The sequence below is a fragment of the Curtobacterium sp. PhB25 genome (assembly GCF_004365375.1).
Classification (GTDB): Bacteria; Actinomycetota; Actinomycetes; order Actinomycetales; family Microbacteriaceae; genus Curtobacterium.
Map to the genome: position 1 here is coordinate 126,636 of NZ_SODR01000010.1, position 21,139 is coordinate 147,774.

Genomic DNA, 21,139 nt, shown 5'->3' on the forward strand with positions numbered 1-21,139 from the left:
CCCGGCGCGCCCGCGCGTGTTCCCCCGAGGTTCCGAGATCTCGGCATGTCGGCGTCCGTCAGGCTCCCGATCGGAACCTCGGCGGACGTGAGCGGCGAGTCGCGGGACCGCGACCGCTCCCGTCGGGCGCGGCGCGTGCGGTGGACGTGACCGAGGACGGACGGGAGGCCCGTGGCGACGCCGCCACGGGCCTCCCGTCCGTCCCGCGGTCGCGTCAGCGCGGGATGACCGAGAACAGGAACTTCTTGCGGACCATGTACCAGGCCAGCAGGATCAACGCCGAGTGCACCACGAAGCCGATCCAGAAGTCGCCCCACGGCACGCCGGGTATCGACGCGATCGCCAGCGCGAAGAAGACCTGCCACACGAAGACGTAGAGGCTCGCCTGCCCGATCGGGATCCAGAGCCACCCGATCGCCGCCGAGATCGGTTTCCAGAACACCGTCAGGATCGCGTACGACACGATCGCGAAGAACGCGATGTCGACCAGTCGGCCCCACTGCAGGTCCACCCGCTGGTACGCCGTGTTGTACAGGTCCTCGTACATCGACGCCGGGAACGGCACCGGTGTGAACCCGGCGTGGTTCGCCGCCCAGACGTACACCAGGAACGCCGCGTAGCCGCCGACACCGATGCCGACCAGGGCCTTGCCGAGCCGCCCGGTGAGCGCGCCGATGATCTGCCGTCGGTAGTACCCGAGCACGAGGCCGTGGGTGAACACGACCTGCCAGGTGAGCAGCGGGAACACCGCCTCGAACTGCGAGTTCAGCGGGCGGAACTCCGGGTTGAGGGCCTGGAACACGTACAGCGCCCAGCTCACGACCAACACCACCCACCAGAAGCCGCGGCGGATCAGCCAGAGCAGCGGTGGGATGAACAGGCTCAGCACCACGAACAGACCCATGATGTTGAACGGCCACGGGCCCATCTCGAGCAGCAGGAACTGTCGGATGGCGTACCACGGCGGCGGGTAGCCGAGCAGCTGCATCGCGTTCGGGTACAGGTCGTACACCCGGCCCTCGGCACCGACGCCCCCGGTGCCGGTCCCCCGGTCGGTGAACGTCGTGATCGCGTCGGTGTTCAGGAACGGGACGAAGCTCAGCGCGAAGACGACCGCGATCACCACGAGCGTGACGAGGTACTGCTTGCGGGCACGCTTCCACGCCCCGATCGCGGCCGCCCACTCGCCGAACTTCTTGATGGCGAACGGGTAGGTCATGCCGAGGACCATGCCGGACAGGAACACGAACATCTCGGCACCGGTGATCGCACCCACCGCGTGCAGCGTGAGGTACGAGTACGGCCCGCCGATCTCGATGTGGGTGATCACCACCGCCAGGATGATGAACCCGCGGAACAGGTCGAGCCGCAGGTCACGCCCGGGTTTCCCGTCGTCGGGGTAGCGCCAGCTCGGCAGCAACCGTCCGAACAGCCCGCTCAGCAGGAACACCACCGCCAGGCCCACGGCGACCCAGACGATCCAGGCCATCTGGTCGCCGCCGGTGTCGTACTGCTGGTCGGTCGCGGCGTTGCCCTGCTGCGTGGTGATGCGGTCGGTGACGGGCCCGAAGGCGAAGTGGTCGCCGCGCTCGAGGTCGGTGCGGAACGAACCGGCGATCCCCGGCACCGCGGTGTCGCGCCAGTCGGCGACACGGTTCCCGGCCTCGGGCTCGCGGCGGTTCGTCTCGAGGAAGGTCACGCCCCGGATCAACGGGCGGTCCTGGACCGAGGCGATCACCTGCCGCCACCAGCCCTGCTTGACCGAGAGCTCCGCATCGCCCCGGCGGGTGTGGTCGTACAGCGCGCCGGTGTCGAGCAGCATCGACCGGTCACCGGCGACGGCGAACCGGTCGTAGAAGCTGTCCGCCTGCTGCTGCTCGTAGCCCCACGTCTCGTCGAACCGGGACTCGACCTCGCCACGCTCCGGCACGTCGTTGCGGGTGAGGGGGACGTCACGACCGGCGGCTTCGGTCGACTTGCCCTTGCCGAAGTAGTACATCGACAAGCCGACCCAGTCCACCGAGGCGTCGCCCGGCCAGTACGGCTCGTAGGGGTCGTCGGCCGCGGTCAGCTCGCCGTCGCCGTTGGTGTCGAGCTTCGCGACGTCGGTCGCGGAGAGGTCCGCCAGGCGTCCCGCAGACTCACCGAACGGGTACCCCGCACCGTACGACGGCGACCACACCATGCGCGCGTCGGAGTCGCCGCCGTGCACCGCGGTCGCGAGCGTCCGGAACGCCTGCACGAACTGGGTCGGCTGCTGCCCCCAGCGCACCCACGTGCCGTTCATCTGCGGCGCGAACCGCACGAGCACCTGGGTGTCGTACTGGTCGTGGATCTCCTGGAACGCGGTGTTCGCGGCGCGGGCGTCGGCGGCGTCGAGTGACCGGAGCGACTGCCCGGGCTCGAGGCTCACGACGAGGACCGCGCCCTGCGTCGCCGCGGCACGCGTCGCGCGGAGGAGCTCCCGCCGGGCCGAGCGGTCGAGCGGGTAGTCGATCTCCACCCCGTACATCGACGGCGTCGCACCGAGCCGTCCCTCGTACCCCGCCGGGGAGTCGTCGCCCCAGTCGAGGTCCGGGCCGAACCAGGTCGTCCCGCTCGCCGGCTCCGTGGCCGAGGCCGTGTGCACCGTCGCCGCGGCCGTGTGTTCCGTCACCGCGGACGCCGGCAGCGCACCGCCGAGCAGGAGCGTCGCGATCGTGACGAGGACGGCGACCACGCGGGCCGCCAGCAGCCTCACCGGTCGCACACCAGCGTCCAGACGTTGTGCCCGTGCTCGTGCCGGTGCTCCAGCCGGTCGAGGGCGGCGATCGCGAGCGCCAGGCCGCGTCCGCTCTCCTGCTCGACGTCGGCCATCGTGACGGCGCTCAGGTCGATGTCCACGGGCAGACCGTTGTCGGTGAGCTCCGCGGTGAGCGCCTGATCGGTCGACTCGAGCCGCACGGTGTAGCGCCGACCGGTCTCCTGGTCGGAACGCGCGGTGTGCTCGACGATGTTCGCCGCGACCTCGGCCAGCGCGGTCTCCAGCGCGAAGCGGAGCCGGGCATCGTCGATGCCGAGGCCGTCCCACCAGGCGCCGAAACGGTCCTGGACCTCGTCGAGCGACACGGGCGTCGCGGCGACGTCGAAGGTGGTCTCGGCGTTCACAGTGGTCCTCCGGCGGTGCTCGACTCGTGCTCTGACTGGGCTGCCGTGCCCGGGCCGCGGTAGAGCACGGCCCGGATCACGATGCTGAAGATGAACAGGTCGAAGACGACCCACGCCGTGTTGACGAGCGGTGCGATGCCCGACGCCTGCCCGGTCAGGTAGCGGATGCCGATCAGGATCAGTGCCGCGACCAGCGCCCCCATCGCGATGAGCTGCGGCTTGACGAGGTCCCACCGGGGCTTCTGCTCGGTCTCGTCGCGCACCTTCGGCGTGACCCGGAACCCGAGCGGCTTGCCGCGGAACACGTTCTCGAACGCACTCGTCACCGCCTCGATCCACACCGGGAACAGCGCGAGCGAGTACTGCTGCCCGCGCCACGTGGGTCTGCCGGCGGCCACCACCCAGAACAGCAGCTGGTTGAGCACGAGGAACGGGATCAGCCGGGCGAAGAAGTCGACGCTGTAGGCCTGCACCGGGACGACGCCGAACGACAGGCAGAGCACGGGGGCCGCGATGTATACGATCGCGGCGAACCCGGACAGGTAGCTCCACATCGTCGAGAAGTACATCAGGCGCTGGCCCCAGGACAGGCCCTTCTGCACCAGCGGGTTCTCGCGGAAGAACACCTGCATGGTGCCCTGCGCCCAACGGAGCCGCTGCACGAGCATGGTCGGCAGGTCCTCCGGCGCCAGGCCCTTCGCCAGGATCTCGTCGTGGTACGCCGACTTCCATCCGAGCCCGTGCAGCCGCATGGCGGTGGCCATGTCCTCCGTCACCGAGATCGTCGCCAGCGGCATGATCGGCTGCGCCTCGTCGTCGCGGTTGACGTCGAGTGCCCGTGCGAGGACCGCGATCGACTCGATCGCCGCCACGGGCGATGCGTCGCGCCGCCCGAGCACGTCGAGCGCGGCGTCGTCGAGCCCGGCGAAGGTGTTCGCGTCGGTCGACATCGCGGCGAGTTCCTGCAGGTCGTTCCGCACCGATTCGAGGTCGGCGGCGGCGAACCGGAAGGCGATCGTGTCGATCCCCCGCTGGAACGCGTAGGTGACGTCGCCGAGCGGTTCGCCGGCCCGGACCTGGTCGCGGGCGCGGTCGACGACGGCTTCGGCCTCGTCCAGGGCGCCGAGCACCCGCGGGTCCGTCTCGGTCGCACGGGCACGGGCCAGCAGCTTCCGCGACGTCGTGATCGTGCGCTGCACCGAGGCCTCGACCTCGACCACGTAGCGGGAGATGCCCAGCTGCATCAGGGCCTCGCGCCGCAGGATCGCGTTCGACCCGCAGAAGAACGCGGCGTTCCAGCCGTCCTTCGACTGCTGGATCGGCCCGTAGAACAGCGGCGCCTGACTGCCGAGCAGGTCCGCCTTTGGGACGTTCTCGAACCACTGCGGCGTCTGCACGAGCGCCATCCGCGAGTCCTTGAAGTAGCCGAGCGTGCGGTCGAGGATGCCGGGCTCTGGTACCTGGTCGGCGTCGAGGATGAGCAGGAACTCGCCCTGGGTCGCGAGCAGGGCGTTGTTGAGGTTGCCGGCCTTGGCGTGCCGGGGACGATCGATCCAGTCGGCACCGCGGGTGATGACACCGATGCCGAGCGAGTCGGCGGCCGCACGCATCTCGGGGCGGTTGCCGTCGTCGAGGATCCACGTCGTGTGCGGGTGCGTGATCGCCTGCGCCGCACGGGCCGTGCGCACGACCATCTCGACGGGCTCGTTGTAGGTGGTGATGAAGACGTCGACCGTGACGTCGGAGGACGGCTTCGTCGGGGGCTCGCCACGCTCGCGCAACCGCCACGCCCCGAACGCGAACAGGAGCGAGTCGATGACGCTGTAGGTCTCGGCCAGGATGAGCGGCACGGCGATCCACCAGGAGTGCCAGTTCACCGAGGCGGCCCAGCGCCAGACGACGTAGTTCACACCGGCGATCGACGCCAGGAGTGCGACCGTGCGCACCGTGACGAGTCGTCGGCGAGCCGTGCCGGTGGTGAGCCGGCGGCGGTCCTGGCGGCTGACGTCGAGCGCCGTCACCCGGTCACTCCGTCTGCGGGGTCGCCGGCCGAGCTGCGTCGCAAGGGTGCCTCCTGATCCGCGCGGACCCCGGCCGCAGCGCACGCCCGGGTGTGGTGCCGTCCGGCCGCTGCCCAGGGGGCACCGTGCCGGCCGTCCGCTCCGGTCGTCGGGCACGACCTCGGCGTAGGGACCTGTCTACCGCAGTGACCAGCACTCTGTCAGGCCCCGAGTGCGAGTCGTGGACAACGGCTCGGGGCGACCGCAGGACCGGGTCAGAACGTGGCGGCGAACCCGAGGTCGTCGGCGAGCCGCGCGATCACCTGGTCGAAGTAGGCGGCGCCGTCGGACACCGAGCCGACGAAGTGGCCGAAGAGCTCGAACGAGATCGTCCCGAACACCGTCGACCAGGCCATCAGGGTGCGGACCAGGACCTCGTCGGGCAGCGCGATGCCGAACGACCGCAGGGTGGTCACTGCGTCCGCGACGGCGGGACCGGCCACCCCGGGAGCCGCCGTGGGCGCGGCGGGTGATCCGGGCCTCCCGTCCGCCCCCGACGCCGACGTGACGTCGCCGCCGGGCGCGACCGCATCGGCCACCACCCGCACCAGCGCGAGCGTCGTCCGCGCGGCGGGCACGACCGTCTCGCGCGGTGCGGCGTAGCCCGGCACGGGCGACCCGAACAGCAACGCGAAGTCGCCCGGGTGCGCGACGGACCATGACCGGATCGCGCGGCACGCGGCGACCCAGCGTGCACCCGGTTCCGGGCCGGCCGCGGCGTCAGCAGCTTCGACCGCTGCGCCGAGTTCGTCGTAGTCGACGATGAGCAGCGCGGTGAGCAGGTCGTCGCGACTCGGGAAGTACCGGTACACCGCGGACGACACCATGCCGACGTCGCGGGCGACGGCGCGGAGACTGAGCGCTGCGGGCCCCTCGTCGGTGAGGCGGGTGCGCGCGGCGGCCAGGATGTCCGCCCGGATCGTCTGCCGGGCGAGCTCGCGCGCTGTCGGTGCCATCCGGTCACCCTGCCACACGAGAGCACTGCACACAAATGAGAGCAGTGCTCTTGCTCTTTCATTGCCGAGCGCGCATCCTGGTCGCGAGAGCACCGCTCTCACAACCAGGACGGAAGCAGGGAACAGGTCGCACCACCACCTCGTCATCGGCGCCGGCCCGGTGGGCCGCCACGTCGCCGCGCTGCTCGCCGAACGCGGTGAGCACGTCACCGTCGCCACCCGCTCGGGTCGGGACACCGGCCTGTCGAGGGTCGATCACGTCGCACTCGATGCCTCCGACGCCGAGGCGCTCACCCGGGCAGCCGACGGCGCCGCCGTGCTGTACAACTGCGCGAACCCGGGCGACTACACCCAGTGGGAGCGCACCTGGCCGCCGCTCGCGGCGTCGATGCTGACCGCTGCCGAACGCACCGGCGCCACCTACGCGATCACCGGGAACCTGTACCCGTACGGCCCGGTCGACGGACCGATGCGCCCCGACACCCCGGACGCTGCGACCGACCACAAGGGGATCCTCCGCGCACGGCTGTGGGCCGATGCCCTGGCCGCGCACCGTGCCGGACGCATCCGCACGGTCGAGGTCCGCGCTTCGGACTTCGTCGGCCCGGGGATCGGGGCGAACGGACACGTCACCCGGGTTCTGCCGGCCGCACTGCAGGGGAAGGCCGTGACGATGTTCGGCAGGACCGACCTGCCGCACACCTTCACCGACGTGCTCGACGTCGCCAGGACCCTGGTGGCGGCGGCCTCGGACGAGGGCGCGCACGGCCGCACGTGGATGGTGCCGAGCAATCCTCCTCGCAGCCAGCGGCAGGCACTGGCCGAGGTGCTGGCGGCGGCGGGCAAGGCGCCCGTGCCCGTCCACCGGATGCCCGCGGTGGCGATCCGTGCGCTCGGGCTCGTGTCGCCGATGATGCGGGAGCTCGCCGACATGAGCTACCAGTGGACCGCACCGTACGTGGTCGACGATGCCGAGAGCCGCGCGGCGTTCGGCATCGAGCCGACCCCGTGGGACGACGTGTGTCGCCGGACGGTCGCGGGGGTGGCGTGAGGCGGGCTGGGGGCGGCGGGCTGCGGGGGGCTGCGGCGCCGCCGAGGTTCCACAACACGCCGCCGGGGTGCCGCCGAGGTTCCACGGAGCGGCCGAGAACGCGCCGAGACTCCAAGATTTCGGAACCTCGGGTCCGCGCCCGCCCCGCACCCGGAACACAGGACGGGGTGGGACGCGCCGTTGCGTCCCACCCCGTCCTGCCTCGGTCTGCCGGTCAGATCACCAGCAGCCGCGAGTACTGCGCCGACGACAGCTGCTGCGCAGCCCCGCCGGAGGCCGGCACACGCCACAGCCCGGCCGAGGGCCCGCTGTCGACGTTCGCGAACACGTCCCCGTCGTCGGAGGCGGCACCCGTGTTCGGACCACGCGACCCTGCCGTGATGCCGGAGACCGCCACGGTGGACTTCCCACCGGTGCCCACCACGAGCTTGTCCGGGATCGTGCGGTCGACCTTGCAGCCGGTCGGACTGGTCGGGTACTCGGCCGGAGCGGTGCACCACTCGGCGGACTGCAGGAGCGAGAAGCCGTCGGCGTTCGCGGCACCGTACTCGAAGGCCAGTCGCGGCTCGATCGTGGTCAACGCCGTGGCACCGGGCTTCAGTTGGTACCAGGCCCACGAGCCGGCAGCACCGGGCGAGCGGATGTCGAGGTAGACGTTGCCGTGCGAGTCGGCGAGCACCCCGGCCGGGTACCCGACGCCGAGACCGGACGACGCGTTGAGCGAGCGGGGCGCGATGCCGGTGCCCGTGACCCACGAGTTGCCGGCCGTCCCACCGAAGGCGACGACCTTGCCGTCGGGGGTGACGGTCCAGAACCGCTGCCCGCTCCCCGTGGCAGTCAGGTCGAGCACGGCCGTCGCGGTGGAACTGCCGACGGGGAGCTTCTGCACCGCACCCGTCACCGAGTCGATCCAGTACAGGTTGCCGGCGACGTCGGAGCGCAGGTCGGGGGTCAGGTGCAGCCCGGTCGCCAGCGTCCGCGTGGCACTGCCGTCGGCGGGGTGGAACAGGATCGAGGTCAGGTCCGCCGAGGGGGTGAACACGTCACCGACGTCGTCCGCGGCGAAGCCCGTCCCCTTCGCGGCGACGACCTTCCCGACGCCGGAACCGTCCTCGGCGAACCGCACGACGTTGCCGGACGCGTCGAGGGCGAAGAGCGACTGCGTCGTGTCGACCACGGACGGCGTGGTGTAGCTGACCGTGGTCGTGCGGCCGGTCTTCTTCGCGCCGATCGCCCGCACCGAGAACTTGTAGGTCGTCTTCGGCGTCAGGTCGCCGAAGCGATCGGACCGCGCCTTCGCCGGCAGCCGGTCGACGCCCTGATCGGGCTGGTGCTGCGCCGGGGCGATCGTGACCTTCCAGCCGGTCACCTTGGCGCCGGACTTCGGGGCGCCCCAGGTGACGGTGGCGCTGTCGGCCGCGCCCGAGACCCGGACGGAGGTCGGCGCACCCGGCGCCGAGGACGGAGACGAGGGGGCAGCCGTCGCCGGCGTCACTCCCCCGATGACGAGCGCCACCGCTGCTGCGGCGGTGATGAGTGCTCGGTACATGTTCGTTCCCCTGCCTTCTCCGCGGCTCCCTGCGTCACGGCTGCAGGTATCACAGCACCGCTCGGGCGCCAGGGGAACGGATCCCGGCGTGATCTGCGGTTCCCCGCACCGCAAGATGCCGCACGGCTGGACCGGCAGACGCCGTCGTGTTCTCGAGACGCTGCCGAATCCGACGGCGTCTCGCCGATTCGGCGGCGTGGAGCCGACACGACGGCGTCTCGCGGGGCCGGGACCGGTACCGACGACGGACGGGAGGCACGGTGCCAGCTGGCACCGTGCCTCCCGTCCGGATGGGGTCGCGTCCAGGACCCGACTCGCGTCGGGGACGCGGCGAGCGTCAGTAGCGCGGCTTGCGCTCCGGACGGTCGTCGCGGGGCGCGCGGTCGCGGTCCTCGTACCGGCGGCCGCCACCACGGCGGTCGGGCTTGATCTCGATGAGCTTGCCGCTGATCCGGGTGTCGGTCAGGCGGTCGAGCACGCCGCCGTCCATGTCGGCGGGCAGCTCGACGATCGAGAAGTCCGGCTGGATGCGGATCGCACCGAAGTCGTCGCGGCGCAGGCCACCCTCGTTCGCCAGCGCGCCGACGATCTGGCGCGGCTCGACGCGGTGACGACGGCCGACCTCGATGCGGTAGGCGGTCATCGGCTGCGAACGGCGGGGCGCACGGTCGCGGTCGCCACCTCGGTCGCTGCGCGGGCCACGGTCGTCGCGTGCAGCGCGGTCGTCGCGCTCGCCACGACGGGCGTCGCGCTCCATCTGCGTACGGAGGGCGTCGTCGGCTGCGGTCAGCAGCAGCGGCGAGTCGCCCTGCGCCACGACGGCCAGGGCGGCGGCGACGTCGTCCGAGGGGACGTCGTGGTGCTCGACGTAGTGCGCGATGACGTCGCGGAAGGCGGCGATGCGGCCCTGGTCCTCGAGCGCCGCGGTGATCGCGTCGTCGAAGCGGGTCAGGCGCGTCTCGTTGACGTCGTCGATGGTCGGCAGCTGCATCTGGGTGAGCGGCTGCTTCGTGTGGCGCTCGATCGCGGAGAGCAGGCGACGCTCGCGGGGGGTGACGAAGCTGATCGAGTCACCCGAGCGGCCGGCACGACCGGTGCGGCCGATGCGGTGCACGTAGGACTCGATGTCGACGGGGATGTCGAAGTTGACGACGTGCGTGATGCGGTCGACGTCGAGGCCACGGGCGGCGACGTCGGTGGCGACGAGGATGTCGAGCTTGCCGGACTTCAGCTGGTTGACGGTCCGCTCGCGCTGGGCCTGGGCAACGTCACCGCTGATGGCGGCTGCGGCGTAGCCACGGGCGCGGAGCTTCTCGGCGAGGGTCTCCGTCTCGCTCTTGGTGCGGACGAAGATGATCATGCCCTCGAAGTCCTCGACCTCGAGGATGCGGGTGAGCGCGTCGACCTTCTGCGGGTACGAGACCATCAGGTAGCGCTGCGTGATGTTCGCCGCGGTCTTCGTCTTGGTCTTGACCGTGATCTCGGCGGGGTCCGTCAGGTACTGCTGCGAGATGCGGCGGATCTGCGCGGGCATGGTCGCCGAGAACAGCGCGACCTGCTTGTCGTCGGGGGTGTCGGCGAGGATCGTCTCGACGTCCTCGGCGAAGCCCATCTTGAGCATCTCGTCGGCCTCGTCGAGCACCAGGTACTTCAGCTCGGACAGGTCGAGCGTGCCCTTCGCCAGGTGGTCCATGATGCGACCGGGGGTACCGACGATGACGTCGACGCCACGGCGCAGGGCGGAGAGCTGCACGCCGTACGCCTGGCCGCCGTAGACGGGCAGGACGTGGACGTTCTTCATGTGCGACGCGAACTGCTCGAACGCCTCGCACACCTGCAGGGCGAGCTCACGCGTCGGGGACAGCACGAGCGCCTGCGGCTTCTTGCTGCCGGACTCCATGCGGGACAGGATCGGCAGCGCGAAGGCCGCGGTCTTGCCGGTGCCGGTCTGCGCCAGGCCGACGACGTCGCGGCCGGCCAGCAGCGTGGGGATGGTGGCTTCCTGGATGGCGGAAGGGGTCTCGTAACCGATGTCCTTGACGGCCTTGAGCACAGCGTCGCTCAGGCCGAGATCGGCGAACGTCACCACGGGCCCGTCGTCGAGGGTCTCAGTGGTGGGGGTGGTATCCGTGCTCATACCACCAACGGTATCTCGAATGCGCGCTCCGCAGTGACCGGAGGGCGTGCGGACAGGAGGAACGGGGCGGGCCCGCCACGGGCCTCCCGTCCGCCCGTGGTCACGTCACGGGCGCGTGGTGCCGATCCCGAGGACGGCGTCCGCCCGGTCGTTCAGCCGGGTGAGCATCTCGGCGAGCGAGCGCAGCTCGTCCGACGCGAACTCCTCGGTGAGGTCGTCGAAGACCTCGGCACCGGCCGCGTCGAGCTGGTCGAGCAACTGCTTGCCGGCAGGTGCGAGCGAGACCAGGGTCGCTCGACCGTCGGCGGGGTCCGGCGAGCCGACCAGGTGCTCGGCTTCGACGAGCGACGCCACCCGGCGGCTGATGACCGGGCGGGACAGCCCGGTGGCGTCGGCGATCGCGGTCGCCCGGACGGGCCCGTGGCCGGCGACGGCCCGCAGGATCACGCGCGCCGTCGGGTCGAGGCCCCCGCTCGACTCGATGAGCGAGGAACGCAGGGTCTGCCGGACCCACAGCCGGTCGAGCTGGGATCGCAGGAGTCGCTCGGCGGCACGCCGGTCGTCGGACATGAGGACAGCGTAGTGGCCACATTTAGTTGCTTGCTGGAAGCAACAGATGTATCGTTGCGCGGTCTGCAAAGTTACACAGCACGAAAAAGGAGTTCGATGACCGCCACCGCACCCGTCCAGGTGCAGCACGGTCGGCACACCGCCGAGGCCCCCGCGGCCTCCGGTGGGACCGGCCAGCAGCCCCTGATGACCCACCGCCAGATCCTCCTGGTGATCTACGGCCTGATGGCGGGCATGTTCCTGTCGTCCCTCGGCCAGACGGTGTTCGGCACGGCGATCCGCACCATCGGCGACGACCTGCACGGCCTCGACCAGCAGGCCTGGGTCACCACGGCCTACCTGATCACCTCGACGATCGCGACGCCGATCTACGGCAAGCTCTCCGACATCTTCGGCCGGCGGCCCCTCTACATCTTCGGCATCGTCGTGTTCATCCTCGGCGCCGTCCTGTCGTCGATGTCCACCTCGATGCTCATGCTCGCGGCCTTCCGCGCCGTGCAGGGCATCGGCGCCGGTGCGCTCATGTCGCTACCGCTCGCGATCATGGGCGACATCCTCGCCCCGCGCGAACGTGCCAAGTACCAGGGCTACTTCCTCGCCGTGTTCGGCATCTCGTCGGTCATCGGGCCGCTCATCGGCGGGCTGCTCGCCGGTTCCTCCGAGATCCTGTGGATCACGGGATGGCGCTGGGTCCTGCTGATCAACGTGCCGATCGGTGTCGCCGCGCTCCTCATGGTCATCGTCTTCCTGCACCTTCCGAAGGTGCACAGTGCCGACGACGCGAAGCCCAAGGTCGACTGGTGGGGCGCCACCGCCGTCATCGTCACCCTCGTGCCGCTGCTGCTCGTCGCCGAACAGGGCCGCATCTGGGGCTGGGGCTCCCCCGCCGCCATCGCCTGCTACGTCGTCGGCGTCGTCGGCCTGGTCGGGCTGCTGCTCATCGAGTCGAAGATGGGCGACGCGGCGATCATCCCGCTCAAGCTCTTCCGCTCGGGCACGTTCTCGATGGCGACCGTCATCGGGTTCCTGGTCGGCTTCGCGATGTTCGGCGCGATGCTCACCATCCCGCTCTACCTGCAGATCGTCGTGGGGCTCACCCCGACCGAGTCGGGCTTCGCCACGCTGCCCCTGGTCGGCGGTCTCATGATCGCCTCGATCACGAGCGGTCAGATCGTCGCCCGCGTCGGCCGCTACCGGATCTTCCCGGTCATCGGCACCGCGCTCGTCTCCGCCGGCTACGTCGTCCTGACCTTCATGTCGATCGACAAGCCGCTCTGGTTCCTGATGATCGGCATGTTCCTCATCGGTCTCGGCCTCGGCTCGGTCATGCAGTCGCTGACCCTGGCGTCGCAGGGCTCCGTCGAGGCTCGTGACATGGGCGTCGCCACGTCGTCCGCCACGTTCTTCCGCCAGATCGGTGGCACGCTCGGCACCGCCGTGCTGCTGTCCATCCTGTTCTCGGTGATGCCGGCGAACATCCTGCACGCGACGGCGAACGAGAAGGACCTCGGTCCGGCACTCGACGCCGCGCTCAACCCCACCGTCGCCAGCGCGAAGGCGAACCAGGGCGCCATGGACAAGATCTGGACGCCCGTCGTCACCCCGCTGACGAAGACCGTGCAGTCGCAGCTCGACGCTGCCTCCGCGAAGGCGACGCAAGCCGCCGACGCAGCGGTCACCGAGCAGGTCACGACCGCCGTGCAGCAGCAGGTCGCCGCCGGTGCGGTCCCCGCCGCCTCGGCCCAGTCCGTCATCGACCAGCAGGTCGCAGCGGCGACGCCAGCGGCCGAGCAGTCCGCCCTCGAGCAGGTCGCCGACCAGGCACACGCCAGCGTGCAGGACGGCACCGTGTCCGTCGACTGGTCGAACGCCTCGCAGCGCTCGTACTGGGTCGACGAGCTCACCCCGGAACTCGCGAAGAAGATCGACGACGGCAACACCACGAGCGACAGCGCCACCAGCACGAACGACACGTCGTTCCTGACCGGTGCCGACAGCCGCCTCACCCGGCCGTTCATGGCGGGCTTCAACGCCTCGTCCGTGACGATCTACTGGGTCGGTCTCGGCGTGATCCTGCTCGCGTTCGTGCTCACCTGGTTCTTCCGGGTGCCGCCGCTGCGCCAGCGCTCCGCCCTGCAGGAGCGTGCCGACCTGTCCGCCGAGGCCCAGCTCGAGGCCGAGGCCGGCGCCGCCGCTGCCGACGCCGGCTCGTTCACCGGTCCGATGACCGGGTCCGTGCCGACCGGATCGGGTTCGACCGGATCCACACCGACGCACCGTCGGTGACCGACCGGGCCGTCCGTGCCGTGCCCCCTTTCCGGCACGGGCGGCCCACCAACCCCCACCACCAGGAGTCCACGTGATCACCACCCCGGCAGCTGCAGTGGCGACGGAGCCGTGCACCCTGCGGGAGCGCAAGAAGCAGCAGACCCGGCAGGCGCTGCACGACGCAGCCCTGACGCTGGTGTCCGCGCACGGGCTGGACGGCGTCACCATCGAGCAGATCTGCGCCGATGCCGACGTCTCGCCCCGCACCTTCTTCAACTACTTCTCGTCCAAGGCGCACGCCGCCCTCGGACTCGACTCCGTCGAGGTCCCGGAGCCCTCCGCAGCATGGTTCACCGAGGCTCGTGGCGGCCTGGTCGACGACCTCTGCACCCTCGTCGCGGCGACCGTACCGCTGTCCCAGGACCGCCGCCGGATGAAGGAGCTGCTGGTGCTCCGCCCCGAGATGTCCTCGATGGTCATGCAGTGGATGGCCGAGTCGCGCCAGTCCCTGCTCAGCGTCGTGGGCACCAGGACCGACGACCAGACCGCACGCACGGCGGTGACGCTCGTGATGTCGGCGCTCAGCGAGGCCGCCCACCGCGACTCCGTGCGGAACAACGACGAGCTCGCGGTGCGGCTCCGGGCCGTGGTGCGCGAGATGGCGGCGCTGGCCTCCTGACGGGGCTGTTGCGCGAGGCGTGCCGCGTACCGAGTCGTTTCGGGCGTACCGGGTCGGAACTTCTGACCAGGTACGCCCCATTCCGCTTTCCATCGCACGCGTTCTGGGAAAGAACGTCAGGCGGTGGTGGCGCCTGCTGGCCGCCGAGCTGGCCGGTGCCACACGAGAGCGGCGTTGGCGCGGTCGCGGGCGAAGCGGAGCACCCGCAGCACCACGATGTCGTGGTCGCCCGCGCGGTGGACGGCCTCGACCGAGCACTCCAGCCACGAGTGGGCGCCGTCGAGCAGCACGGCTCCCGACCCGGTGTCGACGTGCGGGACGCCGACCAGTCGCTGTGCCCGGTCGCGGGAGGCCAGCTGCCGGGTCTGCGCCGCGTGCCCCTCGGCGAGCACGGAGATGCCGAGCACCGGTGCCCCGGCCAGGTCCGGCCAGGTCGTCGACGAGTGCTGCACGGCGATGGTCGCGAGCGGCGGGTCGTACGAGACGCCGACGGTGAACGACGTCGCCACCATGACGACCGGCACGCCCTCGACCCGTGCGGCGATGGCGGCCACGACGGAGGGGACCTCGGCGATCGCCTCGCGGATGTCGAGCGGGTCGTCGGTGAAGTCGTGCTGCATGGTGGTTCCTTCGTTCAGGAGCGGGCGAGCAGGGTGCGGGCACGGCGCTCGTCGGCACGCATCGCGGCGACGAGGGCGTCCGGGCCGGGGAACGTGCGCTGCCGCCGGAGCCGACGGCCGACGGTGAGCTCGACGGGGGTGCCGTACAGGTCGCCGTCGAAGTCGAGCACGTGGATCTCGACGGTGCGCGGCCGGTCGGCGAAGGTGCTGTTGCTGCCGATCGACACGAGGGCCTCACGGGCACCGGACCACGTCGGCGCGGTGAGCCAGCCGACGTAGACGCCGTCCGACGGCACCGCGCGCCCGTCGTCGGGCAGCAGGTTGGCGGTCGGGAACCCGAGCCCGTGCCCGACCCCGGCGCCGTGCACGACCGCGCCGGTGAGGACCGCCGGTGCGCGACCCGGCAGGGACGCGGCTGCCACGAGTGCCCCGAGGGCCGCCAGCGCCAGGGCACCGAGGGCCACCGCGTCGGTCGACACCGCGAGCAGCACGGCGGTGACCGTGCTGCCCAGGACGGCACCGAGCTGCTTCACGGTGTTGAAGGTGCTCGACGCCGCACCGATGGTCGCGGGTCCGGCTCCGAGCACCGCCGCGAGCGAGAACGGGGACCAGACGAACGCGTTCGCGACCCCGAAGCCGGTGAACGCCGTCGCGACCGCCCAGAGGGGTGCGGCGGTCCCGATGAGCACGGCGGTCAGTGCCACCGAGACGACGAGCAGGACGGCGCCGATGGTCGCCGTCGCACGGGGGCCAGCGGTGTTCGTCGTGCGGCCGACGAACGGCGCGGCGGCCAGGCAGGCGACCCCCATCGGCACGAGCACGAGGGCCGCGGCACCCGGTCCGAGACCACGTCCGTCCTGCAGGTCGAGCATGAGCGGGATCGGGGCAGAGCCGACGCAGAACGACGCCGCGGTCGCGCCCCACGAGCCGGTCACGAACCCGCGGTCGCGGAACAACCCGAGCGGGACGAGCGCCCGGTCCCCCGCGCGGCGCTGCACCGTGAGCACCGCAGCGACGACGAGTGCGCCGAGCACCACCAGACCGACCCGCGGCAGGGGTGCGGCGAGGACACCGTCGCCCGTGCCCTGGACACCGACCACCACCGCGAACACCCCGGCGGTCACCCCGACGACGGCGAGCACCGGCAGGGGCACCGCGATGCGTCGGGACACCGGCACGAACCGCAGCACGGCGACGGCCGTGACGATGCCGACGGGCACGTTCACCAGGAAGACCGACGGCCACCCCCACGCCTCGACGAGCACGCCACCGACGATCGGGCCGGCGACGGTCGCCGCACCGCCACCGGCGCTCCAGACGGCGAGCGCGACGGCGAGCCGGGGTGGTTCGAACAACGAGCGGATCACGGTCAGGCACTGGGGTGTCAGCAGCGCGGCACCGACGCCCTGCACGGCGCGCCAGACGATGAGCGCGCCGATCCCCGGTGCGAACGCGCACCCGACCGACGCGACGGTGAACACCGCGAGCCCGAGCAGGTAGACCCGGCGGTGCCCGAAGCGGTCGCCGAGCCGTCCGGCGACGAGGAGCGGCACGGCGAACGCGAACAGGTAGGCGCTGTTCACCCAGACCGACAGCGACGCGCCGGTGCCGAGGTCGCTGCCGATGTCCGGAAGAGCGACGGACACGATCGTGCTGTCCAGCAGCAGCATGAAGAAGCCGAGGCAGAGCCCGCCGAGCGCGAGCCACCGACGGGCCGGGGTCACCTCACACCGCCAGGTTCTCGCGGAGCGTCGACCCCGGGTACCGCGGTGCCAGGGCACCTCGGGCACGCAGCTCCGGCACGAGCAGCTCGCTCAGGTCGGCGAACCCGGTGGGCATGCCGAGCGGGCTGGACAGCATGTAGCCGCCGCGTCCGCCGGTGGCCGCGAAGTTCTCCTGCAGGGCGTCGGCGACCCCCGCTGCGTCGCCGACCAGCATGTGGTCGAGGCCCGTCGCGGCACGCCAGCCGTGCTCGAAGAAGTCGTCGCGGTCCATGGTGTGGTCCTGGCCGAACTCGGCGACCAGGCTGCCGACCAGGCCGGCCGGGCTCGCCTGCGCGGCGACGATCTCGTCGCGCAGCTCGCCGAGGCGGAACGTCTCCGGGAGCGTGGAGAAGTCGTACCCGGCGTTGTGCGAGATGAAGGTGCCGACGGCCTCGCGGTTCCAGAACGACAGCAGCGAGTCACGGCGGGCGGCGGCCTCGGAGTCGGTGGCACCGACGATGACCTGGGTCGCCCAGAGGATCCCGACGCCGGACGGGTCCCGACCGGCGTCGGTGAGCGCTGCGTCGAGGGCGTTCCGGTGCCGGAGCTGTCCGGCGACGCTCGACCCGAACCCGAACACCAGGTCGGCGAACGACGCACTGGCGGCGATGCCGCGCGGCGAGTTGCCGGCCTGCACGACGACGGGGTGCCGCTGCGGACTCGGGACGCTCGCGAGCGGGCCGCGCACCTTGAAGAAGCGGCCGTCGTGGTCGATCGGGTGCACCCCGGCCGGGTCGGCGAACCGCCCCGTCGCGCGGTCGCGGACGATCGCGTCGGGGGCGACGGAGTCCCAGAGCGCACGGCAGACGCCGATGAACTCCTCCATCCGTTCGTACCGCAGGTCGTGGTCGATCAGGTGGTCGGACCCGTAGTTCGCCGCGTCCGCGCCCCGCGACGAGGCGACGACGTTGAACGCCATCCGTCCGCCGGTGACGTGGTCGAGCGAGTTGAGCAGTCGGGCGACGGAGAAGGGGTGGGTGAACGTGGACGAGTAGGTGAGCCCGAACCCGATGTGCTCCGTGACGGTGGACATCGCGGCGATCACGGGCGACATGTCCTGCCGGGGCCACTGGATGCCCCACTCGACGGCCGGGTCGATGCTGCCGCGCCACGTGCTCGGCACACCGGACCCGTCGCCGAAGAACAGCATGTCCACGCCTGCGCGCTCGGCGGTCCGGGCGACCTCCATGTACATGCGGACGTCGGGGAAGTCCTGGCCGACCCAGCTGCCGGCCGCTGCCCACCGCCCCTCGGTGTGGGTGAAGGACAGGTCGTAGGCCAGGTGCATGCCGCTCATCGGGCACCCACCGGCGAAGCGGACGCAGACCCGGACGCAGACGCAGCAGCAGCAGCAGCAGCAGCAGACGCAGACGCGTCAGCAGCCGCGCGCCACAGCGCCACCGTCTCGTCGGCGTCGGTCACGACGCCCACGTTGAGGTCGATCAGGGTGAGTGCGGCGTCGTGCACGTCGGTGTCGTACGCGGCGGTGGCGTCCTGCGGGACCACCACGTGCCAGCCGAGCTGCATCGCGTCCTGTGCGGTGGCGAGGACGCAGCACTCGGTCGTGAGTCCCACGACGGTGACCCAGCCGATCCCTGCGGCGGTGAGCCGGGCCTCCAGGTCGGTGCCCAGGAACCCGCTGTAGCCGCGCTTGACGACGCGTGTCTCACCGGGCTCGGGCGCCGTGCGGTACCACTCGGCGCCCTCCGTGCCGATCCGGCAGGGCTCGTCGTCCGGCATCGGGCCGTCCGGGTCGCCCCCGCGCAGCCACGTGCTGGAGCGCCACGGCCGGGCCGGGTCGCTGCCGAGTTCGACCCAGACGACGGGGACGCCCGCTGCGCGGGCCTCGTCGACGAGCGAGCCGATGCGGGTGACGGCGGCGGCCACGGCGACGGACGCGCGGTCGTCGAGTCCGTAGGGGGCGATCCGCGCCGGCTCACCGAAGTCGCGCTGCACGTCGACGACGACGAGCGCGGGGCGGAGCGGAGCGGACAGCAACTGCGCGAGCCGCGGGTCGCGACCCGCGTCGAGTTCCCCGGTCACCGGACGACCGCCGCGTCGTGCTGGCGGAGCGCCGGCAGGACGGTCTCCCCGAACAGCACCATGTCCTGGTCGTACTCGGGGAAGATCAGCATCAGGCCGTCGAGCTCGCCCCGGTCGACGATGTACTCGATGTGCTCGGTGACGGTCTCGGCGGACCCGGCGACGTACGCGGTCTGGAACGCGTCCTCACCGGCAGCACCGTCCGCCCAGGCACGCGCCTGCTCGGCGGGGACGCCCCACGACGCCCGCATCGAGGCCAGTGCTTCGCGGTCGACGCCGGCACCCCACTCGCGCACCTTCCGCTGCGCGGCGGCGTCGGTCTCGCCCTGCACGACCGTGAGCATCGAGTAGGTGCGGCACTCGCGTCCCTCGGCGGCGGCGCGGTCGTGGACGTCGCGGGACAGGTCGCGCATCTCGTCCAGGCTGTCCGCCGCCAGGAAGGCGCCGTCGGCGTGCTTCGCCTGGAACGCCCGGGCCGCTTCGGACTTGCCGGCACTGATGATGGTCGGCCGCGATGCGGGGTGGGGGCGGGACTCGCACGCGTCGAGGTCGAAGTACGGCGTGTGCATCGTCACGCTGTCCTCGGTCCACAGGCGCGTGACCGCCTCGGTCCAGAGTTCAGTCATCCGGTACCGGTCGGCGTGGCTGAGGGCCGCGTCCCAGATCCCGAACTGCTCGAACTCCGCCGCGTAGGCGCCGTTGACGATGTTCATGCCAGCCCGGCCGCCGGAGACGTCCTGCAGCGTCGTGTACATCTTCGCGGCGACCGCCGGGTTGTGGACGTTGGCGTGCATGGTCGCCCAGATCTTGACGCGCTCGGTGGCCTCGGCGATGCCGGCCATCATCGTCATCGACTCGAGGGAGCGGCCCCAGTGGTCGGTGGAGCCGCCGAAGCCGCGCCACTTCGCCATCGACATCACGAAGTCCAGGCCGATCGTCTCGGCGTGGAGCGCCGCGCGCTTGTTCCAGGCGTAGGTCGCCTCGGGGTGGGGTGCCGTGGTGGAGAGCATCCACCCGCCGTTGCCGATCGGGAGGAAGATCCCGTACTCCTTCGCGGGCATCTCACGCCGCCTTTCTGGTCGTTGCGGAACACTCGGTGACGATGGGACTCACGGTGCCGGCCACACGGTCTCGCCGTCCTTCGTGATGGCGTCGATGTACTCGTTCGTGAACCAGCTCTTCGCGTCGTCGGCGGTCACGGAGCTCTTGACGATGTCGAACTGGTGCAGCATGTCGACGAGCTTCGTCACGTTCTCCGGGTCGATCCCGCCGAGGGGCTGGTCCGGCGTCGGGTTGTCCGCGATGACCTTCGTCTCGGTGGTCCAGATCTTGGTGTTCTGGGCGGTGTCGTAGGTCGCGCCGGACAGCTTCGCGGCGTACCCGACGCACTGCTTCGTCTTCGCCTTGCTCGCGGAGCAGAAGTCGTAGGCGTGCAGGGCTGCGCGCAGGACGTCCTCGACCGCGGTCGGGTGCGCCTTCGCGAAGGCGGGGTTCACGGCCATGGCACCGATCGACGAGGGGATGTCGTAGTCGACGGGCTGCCAGACGGTGACGTCGTCACCGGCGGCCTTGAGCAGGTTCGGCTCGTTCGACACGAAGCCGGTCAGCGCCTCGAGGCCGTTCTGCTTGCGGGGCAGGACGGACGGGTCGTAGCCCTCCTTGACGAGCGTGAGGGAGTCCCACTCGACACCGGCCTTCTCCATCATCGCGCGGACCGAGGCGGGGACGTAGCCCTTGTGGCCGACGACCTGGCCGTCGAGCTGCGGCAGCTTCGTGATGTCCTTGTTCGTCATCAGGACGTCGAGGCCGGCGTTCGAGTACGACGAGATCCCGGTGATGTCGATGCCGTTCGCCCGGGCCTGGATGAGGTCCTGCTCGGCGACGGCGGACACGGTGGCCTGGCCGCTGGCGAGGAGCTTCGTGTTCTGGGCGGTGTCACCCGAGCCCGGCTTCAGGGTCACGTCGAGGCAGAGGTCCTTGAAGTAGCCGAGCTCGTCCGCCGCGATGTACTCGAGGATCGACGCCGACGACTGGTACTGGTAGCCGGAAAGGTAGGTGATCTTGCCGGCGTCCTTGTTCTCCTTGCACCGCTCGGCCGAGATCGCGCTGCCCTCGGACGAGGTGGTTCCGGCGCTCGAGCCGGTGCTGCAGCCGGTGAGCGCGAGGGCGACGACGGCGGTGGCGAGGGCCGCGAGTGCGGCCTTGGTGCGGTGCTGCATGGTGCTGTGCTGCATGGTCACTCCTGTGGGAAGAGATGGGTGGTGCAGGGCGGGTGCGGGTGGGTCGGTGGGTCGCC

At 71.2% G+C, this 21,139-nt stretch carries 16 protein-coding genes; 3 read left to right on the top strand and 13 right to left on the bottom strand.

Annotated elements, in window-relative coordinates; genetic code table 11:
• Window positions 1-214: 214 nt before the first annotated feature.
• From opgC to EDF51_RS17605, 4 genes are all read right to left on the bottom strand, one after another.
• A complete protein-coding gene (gene opgC / locus EDF51_RS17590) occupies window positions 215-2,740 on the bottom strand; it encodes an OpgC domain-containing protein (RefSeq protein WP_132099507.1) in 2,526 nt (841 codons plus the stop codon).
• Window positions 2,737-3,147: an ATP-binding protein gene (locus EDF51_RS17595; RefSeq protein ID WP_166673582.1), complete on the bottom strand. Its 411-nt coding sequence runs from the start codon at window positions 3,145-3,147 to the stop codon at window positions 2,737-2,739. Before EDF51_RS17595 ends, opgC begins: the two co-directional genes overlap by 4 nt.
• Entirely contained in the window at window positions 3,144-5,093 is a 1,950-nt protein-coding gene (locus EDF51_RS17600; RefSeq protein WP_134195843.1) for a glycosyltransferase, read from the bottom strand. Before EDF51_RS17600 ends, EDF51_RS17595 begins: the two co-directional genes overlap by 4 nt.
• Window positions 5,094-5,422: 329 nt before the next feature.
• Entirely contained in the window at window positions 5,423-6,163 is a 741-nt protein-coding gene (locus EDF51_RS17605; RefSeq protein WP_134195811.1) for a TetR/AcrR family transcriptional regulator, read from the bottom strand.
• Window positions 6,164-6,308: 145 nt separating this feature from the next.
• On the opposite strand from EDF51_RS17605, the gene EDF51_RS17610 reads away from it, so the two are divergent.
• Entirely contained in the window at window positions 6,309-7,214 is a 906-nt protein-coding gene (locus tag EDF51_RS17610; RefSeq protein WP_279586159.1) for an NAD-dependent epimerase/dehydratase family protein, read from the top strand.
• A 214-nt stretch (window positions 7,215-7,428) separates the two neighbouring features.
• Here EDF51_RS17610 and EDF51_RS17615 read toward each other — a convergent pair whose 3' ends face one another.
• The 3 genes from EDF51_RS17615 to EDF51_RS17625 all read right to left on the bottom strand — a co-directional run bounded on the left by EDF51_RS17615 (window position 7,429) and on the right by EDF51_RS17625 (window position 11,470).
• Entirely contained in the window at window positions 7,429-8,763 is a 1,335-nt protein-coding gene (locus tag EDF51_RS17615) for a fibronectin type III domain-containing protein (RefSeq protein ID WP_134195815.1), read from the bottom strand.
• A 337-nt stretch (window positions 8,764-9,100) separates the two neighbouring features.
• The gene (locus EDF51_RS17620) at window positions 9,101-10,900 is read right to left on the bottom strand and encodes a DEAD/DEAH box helicase (RefSeq protein WP_134195817.1); all 1,800 of its coding nucleotides are present in this window, start codon (window positions 10,898-10,900) and stop codon (window positions 9,101-9,103) included.
• 105 nt (window positions 10,901-11,005) lie between these two features.
• A complete protein-coding gene (locus EDF51_RS17625) occupies window positions 11,006-11,470 on the bottom strand; it encodes a MarR family winged helix-turn-helix transcriptional regulator (RefSeq protein ID WP_131845216.1) in 465 nt (154 codons plus the stop codon).
• Between the two features lie 96 nt (window positions 11,471-11,566).
• Between EDF51_RS17625 and EDF51_RS17630 the strand changes: the two genes are divergently transcribed.
• Window positions 11,567-13,756 carry an MDR family MFS transporter gene (locus tag EDF51_RS17630; protein ID WP_134195819.1) on the top strand — a complete coding sequence of 730 codons (2,190 nt, stop codon included), beginning with the start codon at window positions 11,567-11,569 and terminating at the stop codon, window positions 13,754-13,756.
• A gap of 73 nt (window positions 13,757-13,829) precedes the next feature.
• On the top strand, window positions 13,830-14,417 hold the full coding sequence (locus EDF51_RS17635) for a TetR/AcrR family transcriptional regulator (RefSeq protein ID WP_123939119.1): 588 nt from the start codon (window positions 13,830-13,832) through the stop codon (window positions 14,415-14,417).
• 116 nt (window positions 14,418-14,533) lie between these two features.
• Here EDF51_RS17635 and EDF51_RS17640 read toward each other — a convergent pair whose 3' ends face one another.
• From EDF51_RS17640 to EDF51_RS17665, 6 genes are read right to left on the bottom strand one after another with little or no spacing between them, the layout of a single operon-like run.
• On the bottom strand, window positions 14,534-15,037 hold the full coding sequence (locus EDF51_RS17640; RefSeq protein ID WP_134195821.1) for a flavin reductase family protein: 504 nt from the start codon (window positions 15,035-15,037) through the stop codon (window positions 14,534-14,536).
• A gap of 14 nt (window positions 15,038-15,051) precedes the next feature.
• Complete coding sequence (locus EDF51_RS17645) at window positions 15,052-16,761, bottom strand: MDR family MFS transporter (RefSeq protein WP_243837156.1); 1,710 nt, start codon at window positions 16,759-16,761, stop codon at window positions 15,052-15,054.
• Between the two features lies 1 nt (window position 16,762).
• On the bottom strand, window positions 16,763-18,097 hold the full coding sequence (locus tag EDF51_RS17650; RefSeq protein ID WP_134195822.1) for an NtaA/DmoA family FMN-dependent monooxygenase: 1,335 nt from the start codon (window positions 18,095-18,097) through the stop codon (window positions 16,763-16,765).
• On the bottom strand, window positions 18,094-18,843 hold the full coding sequence (locus EDF51_RS17655) for an isochorismatase family cysteine hydrolase (RefSeq protein ID WP_134195824.1): 750 nt from the start codon (window positions 18,841-18,843) through the stop codon (window positions 18,094-18,096). Before EDF51_RS17655 ends, EDF51_RS17650 begins: the two co-directional genes overlap by 4 nt.
• Window positions 18,840-19,904, bottom strand: a complete 1,065-nt coding sequence (locus tag EDF51_RS17660; protein WP_111086881.1) for an LLM class flavin-dependent oxidoreductase — start codon at window positions 19,902-19,904, stop codon at window positions 18,840-18,842. Before EDF51_RS17660 ends, EDF51_RS17655 begins: the two co-directional genes overlap by 4 nt.
• 48 nt (window positions 19,905-19,952) lie before the next feature.
• On the bottom strand, window positions 19,953-21,077 hold the full coding sequence (locus EDF51_RS17665) for an ABC transporter substrate-binding protein (protein WP_243837157.1): 1,125 nt from the start codon (window positions 21,075-21,077) through the stop codon (window positions 19,953-19,955).
• Between the last annotated feature and the right edge of the window lie 62 nt (window positions 21,078-21,139).